Source organism: Blautia schinkii (assembly GCF_013304825.1).
Lineage (GTDB): Bacteria > Bacillota > Clostridia > Lachnospirales > Lachnospiraceae > Blautia_A > Blautia_A schinkii_B.
Map to the genome: position 1 here is coordinate 181,650 of NZ_JAAWUO010000004.1, position 13,390 is coordinate 195,039.

17 protein-coding genes are annotated in these 13,390 nt (G+C 43.8%); 2 read left to right on the forward strand and 15 right to left on the reverse strand.

Features of this window, described 5'->3' with window-relative positions; genetic code table 11:
- Positions 1 to 48: 48 nt before the first annotated feature.
- From HFM85_RS04885 to HFM85_RS04895, 3 genes are all read right to left on the reverse strand, one after another.
- Positions 49 to 885 (reverse strand): Mrp/NBP35 family ATP-binding protein, encoded by an 837-nt coding sequence (locus HFM85_RS04885; protein ID WP_173738812.1) that lies wholly within the window; start codon positions 883 to 885, stop codon positions 49 to 51.
- 96 nt (positions 886 to 981) lie between these two features.
- Positions 982 to 1,344 carry a metal-sensing transcriptional repressor gene (locus tag HFM85_RS04890; protein ID WP_173738813.1) on the reverse strand — a complete coding sequence of 121 codons (363 nt, stop codon included), beginning with the start codon at positions 1,342 to 1,344 and terminating at the stop codon, positions 982 to 984.
- A gap of 13 nt (positions 1,345 to 1,357) precedes the next feature.
- Positions 1,358 to 1,585 (reverse strand): hypothetical protein, encoded by a 228-nt coding sequence (locus HFM85_RS04895; RefSeq protein WP_173738814.1) that lies wholly within the window; start codon positions 1,583 to 1,585, stop codon positions 1,358 to 1,360.
- A gap of 173 nt (positions 1,586 to 1,758) precedes the next feature.
- Between HFM85_RS04895 and HFM85_RS04900 the strand changes: the two genes are divergently transcribed.
- Complete coding sequence (locus tag HFM85_RS04900) at positions 1,759 to 2,331, forward strand: xanthine phosphoribosyltransferase (protein WP_119240252.1); 573 nt, start codon at positions 1,759 to 1,761, stop codon at positions 2,329 to 2,331.
- A 143-nt stretch (positions 2,332 to 2,474) separates the two neighbouring features.
- On the opposite strand, the gene HFM85_RS04905 is transcribed toward HFM85_RS04900, so the two are convergent.
- The 12 genes from HFM85_RS04905 to rpmJ all read right to left on the reverse strand — a co-directional run bounded on the left by HFM85_RS04905 (position 2,475) and on the right by rpmJ (position 12,239).
- Positions 2,475 to 3,890 (reverse strand): substrate-binding domain-containing protein, encoded by a 1,416-nt coding sequence (locus HFM85_RS04905; protein ID WP_173738815.1) that lies wholly within the window; start codon positions 3,888 to 3,890, stop codon positions 2,475 to 2,477.
- Between the two features lie 13 nt (positions 3,891 to 3,903).
- Positions 3,904 to 4,521, reverse strand: coding sequence for a WYL domain-containing protein (locus HFM85_RS04910; protein WP_173738816.1), 618 nt, complete (start codon positions 4,519 to 4,521; stop codon positions 3,904 to 3,906).
- A 10-nt stretch (positions 4,522 to 4,531) separates the two neighbouring features.
- The gene (locus tag HFM85_RS04915; protein WP_173738817.1) at positions 4,532 to 5,260 is read right to left on the reverse strand and encodes a type 1 glutamine amidotransferase; all 729 of its coding nucleotides are present in this window, start codon (positions 5,258 to 5,260) and stop codon (positions 4,532 to 4,534) included.
- Positions 5,257 to 6,591, reverse strand: coding sequence for a MurT ligase domain-containing protein (locus tag HFM85_RS04920; RefSeq protein WP_173738818.1), 1,335 nt, complete (start codon positions 6,589 to 6,591; stop codon positions 5,257 to 5,259). Before HFM85_RS04920 ends, HFM85_RS04915 begins: the two co-directional genes overlap by 4 nt.
- A 31-nt stretch (positions 6,592 to 6,622) precedes the next feature.
- Entirely contained in the window at positions 6,623 to 7,408 is a 786-nt protein-coding gene (locus HFM85_RS04925) for a phosphatidylinositol-specific phospholipase C/glycerophosphodiester phosphodiesterase family protein (protein ID WP_330594726.1), read from the reverse strand.
- 313 nt (positions 7,409 to 7,721) lie between these two features.
- Positions 7,722 to 8,519 (reverse strand): LytR/AlgR family response regulator transcription factor, encoded by a 798-nt coding sequence (locus HFM85_RS04930; protein ID WP_173754630.1) that lies wholly within the window; start codon positions 8,517 to 8,519, stop codon positions 7,722 to 7,724.
- Between the two features lie 199 nt (positions 8,520 to 8,718).
- The gene (locus HFM85_RS04935) at positions 8,719 to 9,255 is read right to left on the reverse strand and encodes a bL17 family ribosomal protein (protein WP_021976084.1); all 537 of its coding nucleotides are present in this window, start codon (positions 9,253 to 9,255) and stop codon (positions 8,719 to 8,721) included.
- Between the two features lie 91 nt (positions 9,256 to 9,346).
- Positions 9,347 to 10,306 (reverse strand): DNA-directed RNA polymerase subunit alpha, encoded by a 960-nt coding sequence (locus HFM85_RS04940; protein WP_173738821.1) that lies wholly within the window; start codon positions 10,304 to 10,306, stop codon positions 9,347 to 9,349.
- Between the two features lie 84 nt (positions 10,307 to 10,390).
- The gene (gene rpsD / locus HFM85_RS04945) at positions 10,391 to 10,984 is read right to left on the reverse strand and encodes a 30S ribosomal protein S4 (protein WP_173738822.1); all 594 of its coding nucleotides are present in this window, start codon (positions 10,982 to 10,984) and stop codon (positions 10,391 to 10,393) included.
- A 16-nt stretch (positions 10,985 to 11,000) separates the two neighbouring features.
- Positions 11,001 to 11,393 (reverse strand): 30S ribosomal protein S11, encoded by a 393-nt coding sequence (gene rpsK / locus HFM85_RS04950; RefSeq protein ID WP_015526942.1) that lies wholly within the window; start codon positions 11,391 to 11,393, stop codon positions 11,001 to 11,003.
- 55 nt (positions 11,394 to 11,448) lie between these two features.
- On the reverse strand, positions 11,449 to 11,817 hold the full coding sequence (rpsM, locus tag HFM85_RS04955) for a 30S ribosomal protein S13 (RefSeq protein ID WP_173738823.1): 369 nt from the start codon (positions 11,815 to 11,817) through the stop codon (positions 11,449 to 11,451).
- A gap of 308 nt (positions 11,818 to 12,125) precedes the next feature.
- Complete coding sequence (gene rpmJ, locus HFM85_RS04960; RefSeq protein WP_003022746.1) at positions 12,126 to 12,239, reverse strand: 50S ribosomal protein L36; 114 nt, start codon at positions 12,237 to 12,239, stop codon at positions 12,126 to 12,128.
- Between the two features lie 221 nt (positions 12,240 to 12,460).
- Between rpmJ and HFM85_RS04965 the strand changes: the two genes are divergently transcribed.
- Positions 12,461 to 13,192, forward strand: a complete 732-nt coding sequence (locus HFM85_RS04965; protein WP_173738824.1) for a YoaK family protein — start codon at positions 12,461 to 12,463, stop codon at positions 13,190 to 13,192.
- Positions 13,193 to 13,390: the final 198 nt, after the last annotated feature.

Here is a 13,390-nt window from a genome sequence, read left to right on the forward strand (position 1 = left end):
CCTCACTGAACCGGATTCCGATGGTCTTTTTCTGTTATTAATTATTTCTTATGCCTCATTTTTAGGCATTACATCTGCTGCAGCAGTGATATACTCATTCTCGATCTTGCTGAACAGGCCGCTGTCTGCAAGCTCTGCAAGCTTCACATCGATCGGCATTTTTCCAAGTACCGGAACATTAAGCTCTGCAGCGATCTCGTCGATATGGCTCTCGCCAAAAACCTTGAGCTCTTTTCCGCAATCCGGACATTTCACATAGCTATAGTTCTCCACGATTCCCAGAACCGGGATTTTCATCATATCTGCCATATTGTACGCTTTCTTAACGATCATACGTACCAGATCCTGCGGAGAAGTTACGATCACAACACCCTCGATTGGCAGAGACTGGAATACAGTCAGCGGAACATCTCCTGTTCCTGGCGGCATATCTACAAAAAGATAATCAAGTTCTCCCCAGATAACGTCTGTCCAGAACTGTTTTACCATGTTTGCAACTACCGGTCCTCTCCAGATTACCGGTGTCTCCTCATCCGGAAGAAGAAGGTTTACAGACATAACCTCGATTCCGTTAGCTGTCGGGATCGGATAAATGCCGTTGTCGCTGCCCTGTGCATTCTCCCTGATGCCATACATCTTCGGGATGGACGGACCTGTGATATCTGCATCCATGATGCCGACCTTGTAACCTTTAGATGCCATCAGATTTGCCAGGGATCCTGTGACGAAGGATTTACCAACGCCACCTTTTCCGCTTACTACTCCGATTACATGCTTCACATCAGAAAAAACATTTGCTTCTGCCATAAGGCTCTGCGGCTGTTTCTGTCCGCATCCCTCACAGCTTGATTTGTTGCAGGATGAATTACTGCACTCTTTTGCCATAATAGGTTCCTCTCATTTCTTTTTATTTGCACAGATGCAGAACTTTCTTTATCTGCGCAGTTTCCTCATTCACGATGCACTCATGAAAGCCTTACCTTACTTCATAAATCTGTCTATCGCTTTCTCCAGCTCCTTAATGGCATCCCGGTCTCCATGTTCCACTGCATCTACGATACAATGTTCAATATGATCCTGCAGGATGATCTTGCCTGTATTATTGATCGCAGATTTCACGGCTGACAGCTGGATCAGCACTTCGCTGCAGTCACGTCCTTCCTCCACCATACGCTTAATGGATTCCATATGCCCGATGGCCCTGGAAAGTCTGTTGAGTACGGCCTTGGTCTGTGCGTGGCTGTGGTGGTGAGGGTGTGCTCCGCCGTGGCTGTGCCCCTGCTCTTCGTGGGTATGCTCTAAAACGGTTCCGTCCTCAAGAACGTGCACATGCGTTTCTCCCATATTATTTCCTCCTTCAGATTTCCGTGAAGGAACAACGCTGTCGGATCATGGATGTCTGAATGTCAAAAATGATCGTTCCATCTTCCAGTACTGTCTTCTCGTAGGATACATCTTTTCCCTGAAATTTATGCTTCACATATTCCTCGGGGTCTGCGATTTCCACTTCCTCCACAAATACATCACGCATCTGATTTCTCGGACATTTGTTAAAAATTTCCCAGATTACTTCGTACTCTTTCATCTGTGCCTGTTCCTTTCTTTGTCATCTTATCTATTATAATAATTTTATGTTTTTTTGTCAAAAATAATTGCACTCACGCAAATATTGTCGTATGATACATATTAAAAATATTACTGCTCTGTCCGTGGGCAGTAAACATATATTAATGTGATAAATCAAAGGAGATAAATTTCATGCAGCTTTTAAAGGACAGAATTCTGACAGACGGCGTAGTAAAAGAAGGAAATATTTTAAAAGTGGACAGCTTCCTGAATCATCAGATGGATATTGACCTGATCAATGAGATCGGTAAAGAATTCAAGAAACGTTTTGACCACTGTCCAATCACCAAGATCCTTACCATCGAAGCTTCCGGTATCGGTATTGCCTGTATTGCAGCACAGTATTTCCATGTACCGGTTGTATTTGCAAAGAAAGCACAGAGTGTGAACCTTGACGGTGAGATGTACACCACCAAGGTAGAATCCTTTACACACAAGAAGGTCTACGATGTGATCCTTTCCAGAAAATTTCTCGGACCGGAAGATCACGTACTCCTGATCGACGATTTTCTTGCCAATGGCTGTGCACTTCTCGGTCTGATCGACATCGTTAAGAAATCCGGCGCAACTCTTGAAGGAGCCGGAATCGTTATCGAAAAAGGCTTCCAGTCCGGCGGACAGACTATCCGTGATATGGGTATCCATCTGGAATCCCTTGCTATTATTGATTCTATTGCTGATGGCAAGCTTACATTTCGTGAATAAATCCAACTGAATCCGATATGTAATAAATTCAGCTGTAACCGATAGCGAGTAATCTTCTTCTCAATATATGCAAATAGTGAAACTCCCGATAACTGATGATCTGCTCATGTAATACAGATATAAGTTTATCGGGAGTTTTTTACTTATGCTTCGGAACCTTTTTCCGTTTTCTCAGAAGGTGTGGGTGTTGCTGTGTCCTTCGGAGTCGGTGTCGGGGTATCTGTTGCCTCCGGCTCTTCGGTCGGTGTTGTTTCCGAATCTTTGTCTCCGTAATCAGTCGGAGTTGGTGTCGCAGTAATATCTTTCTCATCTTCAGACGGTTCTTCTGTTACTGTCGGCTCCGGCGTAGGCGTCGGTGTTGTTTCCGGCATGATCTCGTCTTCATCATAGTATCCATCGTCCACAAGCATCTGATAATTATCTTTATCGATCAGCTGGATATCACTTGTCACAGTTCCCACAATCTTTGTTCCGTTATCATACTGCTCATAATCGGAAATCTCCGGCTTCTCGCCCTTCAGGTAAGTATCTACCATAGCAGCACAATCATTGGCCAGCACGCGGTTATCAAAAAACAGGCTGTCTGTCAGTCTGCCTTCGATCACTGCAGTCACAGCCTCCGCCTCACAGCCACATCCTGTAATCATCGGCCAGTCTTCATTTCCTGCCGCATAATCTGCATCTTCAAGTGCATCCACAGCTCCAAGTGCCAGCTGATCCGCGCCTGTGCAGATGATATCCGGCGCACCATCTGTATAATACCCGGAAAGGATCTCTGACAGATCATTCTTCGCAGTGTTTCTTGAACTTCTCATCACTGCTGTATCGTCAAAGCTCTGCTTTTCAGACTTGCATACAAGAGTTCCGTCATCAAAATACTGCTGCAGCTTTTCCATCACGCCGTTATAGAAGAAAAGTGCCGCACGGTCATCCGGTGAGCCCATAAGGAACTCGATGGAAAGCGTTCTCTTCTCCTCGCTGGCTTTCTCCAAATCCATCTTCTTTATGATGGAATCTCCCACCATTTTTCCTGCCTTCCGGGTATCAAAAGTGACAAAATAATTTACCTTATCTGTATCCATAATCAGTTCATCATAGGAAAAAACAGGGATAGACTTCTCATAGGCCTGTTCCAGCACGTCATTTAGTCCGTAAGCATCTGCCGGCGCAATGATAAGAGCGGATGTGCTTTCATCGTCCAGAATTTCACTGATCTGAGAGGCCTGGTTCTCACCACTCTCATCTGAGAAAAATACCTCAGCATCATAGCCTTCATCTTCAAGAGTATGCTGTAAGGTCTCACCATCTGAAGACCACCTTGGATCATCAGAATCAGACGGCAGAAAGATTCCTACTTTCTTATCTGCGGCAGCAGTTTCCTCTTCTTCTTTTTTTTCTTCTTCCTCTGCATTATCGCTGTTTTTGGCTTTTCCTTCCGGGTCCTCAGACTCCACACTCTCATTGGCTGCTTCTGTTGCTTCTTTATTCCCGCCGCAGCCGGAAAGAACTGCTGAAAGGGCAAAAGCTCCCACAAGCAGGATCGCTGTTTTTCTCTTCATGGTCTAATCTCTCCTATAAGCCTTTATATTCCTTTGCCAGTGATTTCAGATAGTCTCTGTAAGCCAGCGCGGATTTCTTAGGTTTCAGTATGCGCACACTGCCGTCCATACCCGTGAGCCAGCCGTAAAACTTCGCATTCTCAGGCAACTCTGCTGTCACAGTAAAATCTCCGCTTTCCTTCATTTTATATTCCGCATCTTCGCCAAAAAAGCCTCTTACTTCATCCTGTACAGCACCTGCACAGAGAAGCCGGATCTCTTTCTTTATGTTTCTTGCGGAGCAGGCAAGAAGCTGCCGATAACCGCTAAGTGTCGGTGCTTCCGCTTCATTCTTCTTCACAGCCTGACTGTCTGACTGTATCTCTTTTCTCTCTTCTGACGGTTTCACCTGATCCGTACTCTGCCCGTAAAGATAATATCCACCTGGTCTCTCTCTTGTATAACGGATGTCCATTCCAATGGAACGTAAAACCTCCACATCATCATAAATGCTTTTTCTTTCTGCATTAATCCCGTGTTCACCAAGTCCTGCCAGGATATCCTGCATGGATAAGGTTTTATGCTCACCTGTCTCCTGCAGCATTCTTTCCAGATACAGGATCTTCGCCTTCTGATTATTTGATTTCGCCATACTGACCTCTTTATCCTTCGTTTTTTACAAAGCGGTGGAAAATATAGGAGTTCGCCTCCTGTTCCTCGCTGTCATCCAGTTTCTCAAGCTCGATTTTTCTTCCGTATTTCTTCTCCAGAGCACGGCTGATCAGAATATCTGCCAGCTGTGGGTTCTTTGGAAGAAGCGGCCCGTGCAGATAAGTTCCGATCACATTCTTATAGACTACGCCTTCAGCACCGGACTGTCCATCATTGCCATAACCGGAGAGAACCTTTCCCAGAGGCTTGTTATTGCCAATAGTTGTACGTCCTCCATGATTCTCAAACCCAACGATAGGCATATCAAAAAGCTCACTCTGCATGACAATATTTCCGATAAGCCGGCCCTTTCCCTGCTCAGTGCTCATATCTACCAGCTTCAGACCCTCGATCATTCCCTGATCAGTCTTGTAATAGTTTCCAAGAAGCTGATATCCACCGCAGATTGCAATGACAACGCCGCTATCCTCAACATAAGCCTTAAAATCCTTCTGGATCTCTTTCAGCTTCTCGCAGACCAGCATCTGCTCTCTGTCTGAGCCGCCGCCAAGAAGCACGATGTCCAGCTTGGAAAAATCGATCTTGTCATCCAGCTCAAAAGCAATGGTCTCTGCCTCGATTCCTCTCCAGAGGCATCTTTTCATAAGACACTGGATATTTCCTCTGTCACCGTAAAGATTCAGAAGATCCGGGTATAAATGTCCGATCGTTATTTTCATTTCTCACCCTCCAGTTTCTTCAGTATATTTCTGGTTCCAAACAGTGCTGTATAATTTACAAGTACATAGAGATTGCCAACTCCATCGTCAATACGTTTGCGGATGGCTGTCTCCACGTCATTCTCCAGCATGGATGGAATATCTACGTATTTCAGTCGGAGCCTCATATCCTGGCAGCGGATGCCGCTGACTGTGATGGAATTGATGTTATCCCCTCCGAACAGGTCAAAATCCACATCCCAGAGCCAGGAGATGTCTTTTCCATCCTGAGCATTATCATTGATAACAATGATAATATCCTTCGGTGACTCATCCTGCATAACAGCAGAGATATTCTGGTTAAAACCTGCCGGGTTCTTGGCCAGATTCAACACAACGCCGGTTCCCTTAATGCGGAACTGCTCCATTCGGCCGTTCTCAGGATTAAACTTCTTTAACATGTCATTAAAATGCTCTGCCTGAAATCCTGCAGTACGGATTCCTGCATAAGCAGCCAGAATATTATAAACATTGTAGAAACCTTTGTAATTGGCTGTGATCCGTTTATCTTCCACAGTAAAGGCGATCTGATCATCTACCTTTACATCTGTGGCATCAAAATTAATCTCCGGCCGTTTAAATCCGCATTTCGGGCACCTGTAATCGCCAAGCTGGCTGTAATGATAAAAACTGTATACAAGACGCTCCCCACAGCATTTACAGAAACGTCCTTCACGGATCTCATTGGTCTTGCTGCGAATCACCGGCTTGCTGATTCCGTACGTCACATATGGATTCCCACAGTCCATAGCCAGATATGCAGACAGCGCATCATCGCCGTTCACAATGACTTTCATATCCGGAACTTTCCGCATCATTTCCTCCAGGATATTCATGGTAATATCTATCTCACCATAACGATCCAGCTGATCTCGGAACAGATTGGTCATAACCATATAGTCAGGCTTGATCCTGGTAAACACGTGTCTTGTGGATGCTTCGTCTACCTCAATACAGGCATAGTCTGCATCCAGCTTTCCACTTGGTTTTGCTCCCAGCACAAAAGCAGCCACAACTCCATTGAGCATATTGGAACCTGTATGGTTACAGATCACTTTCTTTCCTTCTGCCTCAAGCCCTGCGCAGAGCATGTTGTTGGTTGTAGTTTTTCCGTTGGTTCCGCATACTACGAATATTTTATCTCTTACCTGGGAGGAAAGTTCCTCCAGGATATCCGGGCATATCTTCAGCGCGATCTTACCGGCCCAGGTAACACCCTGACGGCCCATAAGTTTACAGACATGTCCTGTGATCTTCGCTGCCATCACAGCAACTGTAGTTCTTATTTTCATAATCGTCCGTTTCCTTTGTTTTTATTTCGTTCTACCACAGATCCTCCGTTGTGAGAAAATCCGTGCAGACTCCTTCTGCTCCTTCTGCGAGATATTTTCTGGCCTGGTTCCTGTCATTGACCGTGTATACATAAAGCCGGATTCCCTGCTCCTCAAAAATCTTTTCAGCCTCCTCAGACCAGTATTTCCAGTAAATAGTCGCAGCCTGAATGCCTTTTTCTCCGCAAAAAGAAGCGATCTTTTTCAGATCATCTTCTGAATATTCCTGCCACAGTGAATAAATATAAGAAGGAAATGAATGAATCATAGCAGTTCCCGGATACATAGCTTCACTGTAAATTTCCGGGATGATCTGATCCAAAACTTCCCCCGCTCCGGCTGCACGTGCGATCTCCACATATTCACAGTAATCCTCCAGGGTTTTCTGGTAATTGCGAATAGAATACTGCTTGGAATCGATCATCACAAACGCATCCGGATAGTCTTTCAGCAGCAGAAAAAAATCTTCCAGCGTCATGGGCGTATACTTCCCATATATTTTATTGGATGTAAACTGTTTCTCTGTAAGAACTTTTTTTCCTGTGCCTTTCCACTGCCCCATAGATTCATTCCAGTTATGGCGGCATACCCATACGCCATCTGATGTTCTGGACAAATCCAGTTCAAAAAGTCTTACACCCTGATTGTACATGGCCAGAAATCCCTCTCTGGAATTCAAATATTCCTTTCCATCCAGTCCGCCCAGTGCATGAGCGATCGTCCTGTGGTCAGTCCAGGAAAATTCCGATGTTCTGGCTTCCGCTGTCTGTGTTATCACCGAACTTCCTCCAATAATAAACAGAGACAGTACCAGGATTTCTATGGTCAGAATCAGCCGGCGGATCATTTCAGGCAACAAAAAAATGCACAAGATTTAAAGAAAAACATCTTCTCTGTGCTTTCCTTCGTATCTTCTGCAAATCTATTCTGTTCAGGTCCTTCGCCTGAATTAATCTTATATTTCAACTGTCCGGTAGTACCAGAAATTCTGCCGACCATTATTTATCATCCTTTCGCATACCTGTACTCTGATTTTTTGTACATTACCGATTGTACGCTAAAAAGGAATAATAATCAAGGGGGGATTATTGTTACTGTCCCCGCCAGGACCAGTAACATACTTCACGGTCACAATCAACCCCGGTTACTCTGATACCCCCCCCCCAAGAAATTTCCTGCTGCAGCTGCAGATACTCTTCGTATCTCTCATGAGCTGTTTTGTTATAGGAACGTGATATAGGAATTACGTTCTCTCCTATACTGAAGCTCTCTGTCTTCGCACCAGTGATACGCTCCATATTTACAATGAAGCTCTGATGACACCGCAAAAACGTGCTATTTTCCAACTGTTTCTCAAAATCTTTCAACTTGCCTCTGCACTGCAGTGTGCTTCCATCTGTCATATGAAAATTCACGATATGAAGGCTGCTTGTTATATAACTCACCTGGCTGTGCCGCAAGGTATATACCCGTGCACGGTACTGAAAATGGATCATCCTCTCATCTGTATCCGCATTCAACCTCTTCTTCAATGGTTCCATAACATATTCCAATGCTTCCAGAGTTACTGGTTTCAGAAGATAGTTATATGCAAACATATCAAATGCATCTCTGTAATATTCGTCACTCCTGCTCATAAAAATGACAGCAACTGACATTTCACGTTCTCTGATTTTTCGTATGGTGTTCAATCCATCTGTTTTTTTCGAATCCATATTTACAAAAATTACATCATAAGGTTTCCTTTTCTTTTCCAATTCTTCCAATAAAAGCTCTCCGCTTTTAAATATCCGAATTTCTGACCCCGGAACGATTTGCACAAGCTGTTTGTGAAGTCTTCTCGTATCTGCCTGCATATCATCACAAATGGCAATGGTCATCATCGTCATATTTATGTATCCCCTTTTATTCCGTCATTGTATCTTTTTTGTTCTATTATTATACCATGAATTATTATTCAAATCTTAATATCTTTCTGTAAATTATGGTCAAAAATCCACCATTTATGCACATTTTCAATTTTTCGACAAACACTAAAAAAGGACATCTGCATTTCTGCAAATGTCCTTTAAAATGGTCAGAAGTAAATTATACAAGCTCAATAAGAACTTCCATAGCTGCATCGCCTTTACGCTGTCCGATCTTAACGATTCTTGTGTAACCACCGTTACGATCTGCATATTTCGGAGCGATCTCGCTGAACATCTTATCAACCATGTCAACTTCTTTTGTGTTTTTCTTTCTGCCGGCGCCCTTAGCAGGAACCTCTGTTACAGGATAGAAAACTTTCATCATCTCACGACGTGCATGAAGTCTGGAAGGAGCATCTTTCTTGATCTCTTTCTGTACTTCATCGTAAACTGTTTTCTTCTTGCCGTCTACAACCTCTTTTACACGTTTTCCGTCAGCATCTTTACGAGCAACTTTAGCTGTTACTGTAACTGTCTCGAAATTATCTTTCTCACGTACAGCCATAGCGATAAGTCCCTCAGCGATCTTACGGATCTCTTTAGCCTTAGCTTCTGTTGTCACGATTTTTCCGTGATGAAGAAGATTTGTAACCTGATTTCTCAGAAGTGCTTTTCTCTGATTAGATGTTCTGCTTAATTTTCTATATTTTGCCATTTTATTATCCTCCATCTGTGGGACACCAGGACATGCTTGTTCGGTCTTACTGTCCTGCTGCTGACACCCCACTCATTACTCTGTTTCCGGATTATTCCTCTGTAGGCTGGAGCTGAAGTCCCAGCTCTTTGAGTTTTGCAAGTACTTCCTCTAATGATTTGCGGCCCAGATTACGAACCTTCATCATATCGTCAGAAGTCTTATTGCATAATTCTTCAACCGTATTGATACCGGCTCTCTTAAGGCAGTTATAGGAACGAACAGAGAGCTCAAGCTCATCAATGCTCATCTCCAGAACCTTTTCTTTCTCATTGTCTTCTTTCTCGATCATAACCTCTGCTGTCTTAGCATTCTCGGAAAGATCAATAAAGAGACTTAAATGCTCGCTGAGAACCTTCGCTGCAAGGCTGACTGCCTCATCCGGATCAAGTGTTCCATTGGTATATACATCCAGTGTAAGCTTGTCGAAGTCAGTTACCTGACCAACTCGTGTATTCTCTACGATCATGTTGACTCTGTCTACCGGTGTGTAGATCGCATCAACTGCGATCATACCGATCGGCATGTCATCGGTTTTGCCTTTGTCTGCACTGATATAGCCACGTCCCTTGGTAATAGTAAGTTCCATAGCCAATCTGCAGTCTTTTCCACCGTTCAGGGTTGCAATTACCTGATCCGGGTTCATGATCTCAATATCCTGATCTGCCTGGATATCAGCTGCTGTAACAACACCTTTTCCCTCACACTCGATGTATGCGGTCTTCGGCTCATTGTCACTGCTGTAATTCTTGATGGCAAGAGATTTCAGATTCATGATGATCTCGGTCACATCTTCCTTCACGCCCGGAATGGAGCTGAATTCATGAAGTACACCATCGATCTTCACCTGGCTTACTGCAGCTCCCGGAAGGGAGGACAGCATAATTCTTCTTAAAGAATTGCCAAGGGTAGTACCATAACCTCTCTCGAGAGGCTCTACAACGAATCTTCCAAACTTCTTATCTTCGGATATTTCGGTAATTTCGATTTTTGGTTTATTGAAATCAAACACTATAAGGTTCCCTCCTTCTGGGTTAATCAACATTCGAGGGTATTACCAATTTTTATAACTGTAGACACAGTAAACAGTTACTAATTATTTAGAATACAGCTCGACGATAAGCATCTCGTTTACAGGAACATCGATCTGCTCTCTTGTAGGAAGCTCTTTAACTACACCCTTCAGGTTCTCCTGATCAGCGTCGATCCACTCCGGAACAAGTCTTCCGCCAGTGATCTCAAGGATTCCTTTATATCTCTCAGAACCTTTGCTCTTCTCTCTGATCTCAATTGTGTCTCCTGCCTTGCACAGGTAAGACGGAATGTTTACACATTTTCCGTTAACAAGTACGTGCTTGTGATCTACGATCTGACGAGCCTCTCTTCTTGTTCTTGCAAATCCCATACGGAAAACAATGTTGTCAAGTCTGCTCTCAAGCATAACCATAAGGTTCTCACCTGTCTGGCCCTGCATTCTGTCAGCTTTCTTGTAATAGTTACGGAAAGGTTTCTCAAGAACTCCGTAGATAAATTTTGCTTTCTGTTTCTCTTTTAACTGAAGACCATACTCAGACACCTTGCGGTTTGCACGTTTTAACTGTCTTGTGGACTTCTTATCAATTCCTAAGTAAATCGGATCCAGGCCAAGGGATCTGCATCTTTTCAGAACAGGTACTCTATTTACTGCCATTTCAACTACCTCCTAATTAGACTCTTCTGCGTTTTGGTGGACGGCATCCGTTGTGAGGAACCGGAGTTACGTCACGAATGCTGGTTACTTCAAGTCCGCATGCCTGAAGCGCACGGATTGCAGCTTCACGGCCTGAGCCCGGGCCTTTTACCATAACGTCTACTGTTTTTAATCCATGAATTAAAGCAGCCTTTGTTGCAGTCTCTGCTGCCATCTGTGCTGCATAAGGGGTAGATTTCCTTGAACCTTTAAATCCAAGACCACCGGCACTTGCCCATGAAAGAGCGTTTCCTTCGTTATCTGTCAGTGTGACGATTGTATTGTTGAAGGAAGACTGAATGTGTGCCTGTCCGTGTTCAACGTTTTTCTTGACACGACGTTTTGTCGTTTTCTTTGTAACTTTTGCCATTTTAAAACTAACCTACACTTTCCTTTTATTGAAATTAATTAGTTATATCTATAAATTATTTCTTCTTGTTTGCAACAGTTCTCTTCGGTCCCTTGCGAGTTCTCGCATTTGTCTTAGTCTTCTGACCACGAACCGGGAGTCCTTTACGATGACGGATACCTCTGTAGCATCCGATCTCCTGCAGTCTCTTGATGTTAAGGGCGATTTCCCTTCTCAGATCACCTTCTACTGTCATTGTCTCATCAATAACAGCACTCAGTTTCTTAACCTCATCATCAGTCAGATCTCTGACACGTGTGTCAGGATTAACCTCTGCTTTAGCAAGAATTTTGTCTGCGCTTGGTCTACCAATTCCATAAATGTAGGTAAGACCGATTTCAATACGTTTCTCTCTTGGTAAGTCTACACCAGCTATACGAGCCATGTACTGTTTCCTCCATTTTCTGTTTCTGAAAGTCTCTGCATATCGTATGTCACTTGCTCCCGCAAGGTGAAATGGGACATATCGGTGTGCCGCTTTCTTTTCTAGTTTCCTAATTGGGGTGCCTCGGTAAAACACCCAGCTGTAATCGGCGAATCACAGCCTTTCCGAAATTGCGGATCTTAACCGCTGTTGCCTCTCGGTATTAGGCAATACATGCTTATTATTCACTCAGCAGAACAACCCTACCGGGTGTTTCATACTGCAGCCGCACGTTTCACAAACATTCCAAAGAAGTTCCGATATGGAAATCAACCCTGACGCTGTTTGTGCTTCGGGTTCTCACAGATGATTCTGATGGATCCCTTTCTCTTAATGACCTTGCACTTCTCGCAGATCGGCTTTACAGATGATCTTACTTTCACTGGAAATCCTCCTTCCGTAAATTAGTCTCATATCTGCAGTTTCACAGGCGCACTCATACACAGTATTTGCGCGCTTGAAATATATACTAACACCTGTTTTCCCGAAATGCAAGAAAAAAATTAAAAAATTTTTGATTTTTTTTACAGGCTGTATTATAATGGGTGGCAAAGTCCGGCAGACATATGGAATCTGCCTATTTTAATGAAAGGAATCTTTACATATGCATACGGAAATGAAATATCGTTTTCTGATACATTACACCTTATCTTTTATCGGTGGATACCTGGGGCTTTATGCCATTGTGTCAAGAGCTGATCTTTTCGGCAATGCCCAGACAGCCAATCTTCTTGGTGTTGTGCGGGATCTCATAGGCAGGAATTTTTCGGATATGCTTCTGCGTGTGGGTGCGCTTCTCATATATATGGCTGCTGTTATCCTTACGGTCTGGATCCCAGAGCATTTTTCCGCAGATCTTCGTTTTATCAGTATCGGGATTGATATCTTTGCGATCCTGCTCCTGGGATTCTTTCCTTCCGGAATGTCTCCGGTTGTGGCTCTTTACCCCGTGTTCTTTGCAATGCCTTTCCAGTGGTGTACCTTCAAGGCTCCCGGCGGATATAACAGCTCCACGATCTTTTCCACCAACAACCTTCGCCAATTCACCACAGCTGTCACTCAGTTCCTTATGAAAAAGGACAGCACACAGTGCGATAAAGCAAAATTCTACGGAATGACGTTGCTTTCTTTTCATACAGGTGCAGCTTTGTCTCTGATCCTGTATATGACCTACGGTCTCTCAGGCGTATGGCTCTGTCTGGTTCCTGCCTTCTATGCTATATGGCTGATCAGTGCAGACCGGAATACCGCAGCCGATACACCGGCAGTTACCCGAAGCACAGCTTCTGACGGCAGCAGCTTCAGGAATCTTTCCTATAAGAAAAAAGAGGCCTGACTTTATTTTAGCTTTGATAAAATAAGAGGAAATGTGATCTGTTTTTACACTGTCACATTTTCTTTTTTGTTTACGCGTAAGCCCCTCTGGCTCTTACAGCTTATATGCGTTCGAAATCCAGTATCATGATTTTGAATGGCCGCAAATTGATTTCATCTATATTTCTCATACTATCCTCATAACATATCAATATGCTCT

Excerpts from the sequence above, each read along its gene's own strand:
- HFM85_RS04965 (WP_173738824.1), top strand. The coding sequence starts at position 12,461 with ATGCATACGGAAATGAAATATCGTTTTCTGATACATTACACCTTATCT.
- HFM85_RS04890 (WP_173738813.1), bottom strand. The coding sequence starts at position 1,344 with ATGGGAGAAACGCATGTGCACGTTCTTGAGGACGGAACCGTTTTAGAG.
- HFM85_RS04895 (WP_173738814.1), bottom strand. The coding sequence starts at position 1,585 with ATGAAAGAGTACGAAGTAATCTGGGAAATTTTTAACAAATGTCCGAGA.
- HFM85_RS04910 (WP_173738816.1), bottom strand. The coding sequence starts at position 4,521 with ATGGCGAAATCAAATAATCAGAAGGCGAAGATCCTGTATCTGGAAAGA.
- HFM85_RS04905 (WP_173738815.1), bottom strand. The coding sequence starts at position 3,890 with ATGAAGAGAAAAACAGCGATCCTGCTTGTGGGAGCTTTTGCCCTTTCA.
- HFM85_RS04920 (WP_173738818.1), bottom strand. The coding sequence starts at position 6,591 with ATGAAAATAAGAACTACAGTTGCTGTGATGGCAGCGAAGATCACAGGA.
- HFM85_RS04935 (WP_021976084.1), bottom strand. The coding sequence starts at position 9,255 with ATGGCAAAATATAGAAAATTAAGCAGAACATCTAATCAGAGAAAAGCA.
- HFM85_RS04885 (WP_173738812.1), bottom strand. The coding sequence starts at position 885 with ATGGCAAAAGAGTGCAGTAATTCATCCTGCAACAAATCAAGCTGTGAG.
- rpsD (WP_173738822.1), bottom strand. The coding sequence starts at position 10,984 with ATGGCAGTAAATAGAGTACCTGTTCTGAAAAGATGCAGATCCCTTGGC.
- HFM85_RS04915 (WP_173738817.1), bottom strand. The coding sequence starts at position 5,260 with ATGAAAATAACGATCGGACATTTATACCCGGATCTTCTGAATCTTTAC.
- rpsM (WP_173738823.1), bottom strand. The coding sequence starts at position 11,817 with ATGGCTCGTATAGCTGGTGTAGACTTACCAAGAGAGAAACGTATTGAA.
- HFM85_RS04930 (WP_173754630.1), bottom strand. The coding sequence starts at position 8,519 with ATGACGATGATGACCATTGCCATTTGTGATGATATGCAGGCAGATACG.
- HFM85_RS04900 (WP_119240252.1), top strand. The coding sequence starts at position 1,759 with ATGCAGCTTTTAAAGGACAGAATTCTGACAGACGGCGTAGTAAAAGAA.
- rpsK (WP_015526942.1), bottom strand. The coding sequence starts at position 11,393 with ATGGCAAAAGTTACAAAGAAAACGACAAAACGTCGTGTCAAGAAAAAC.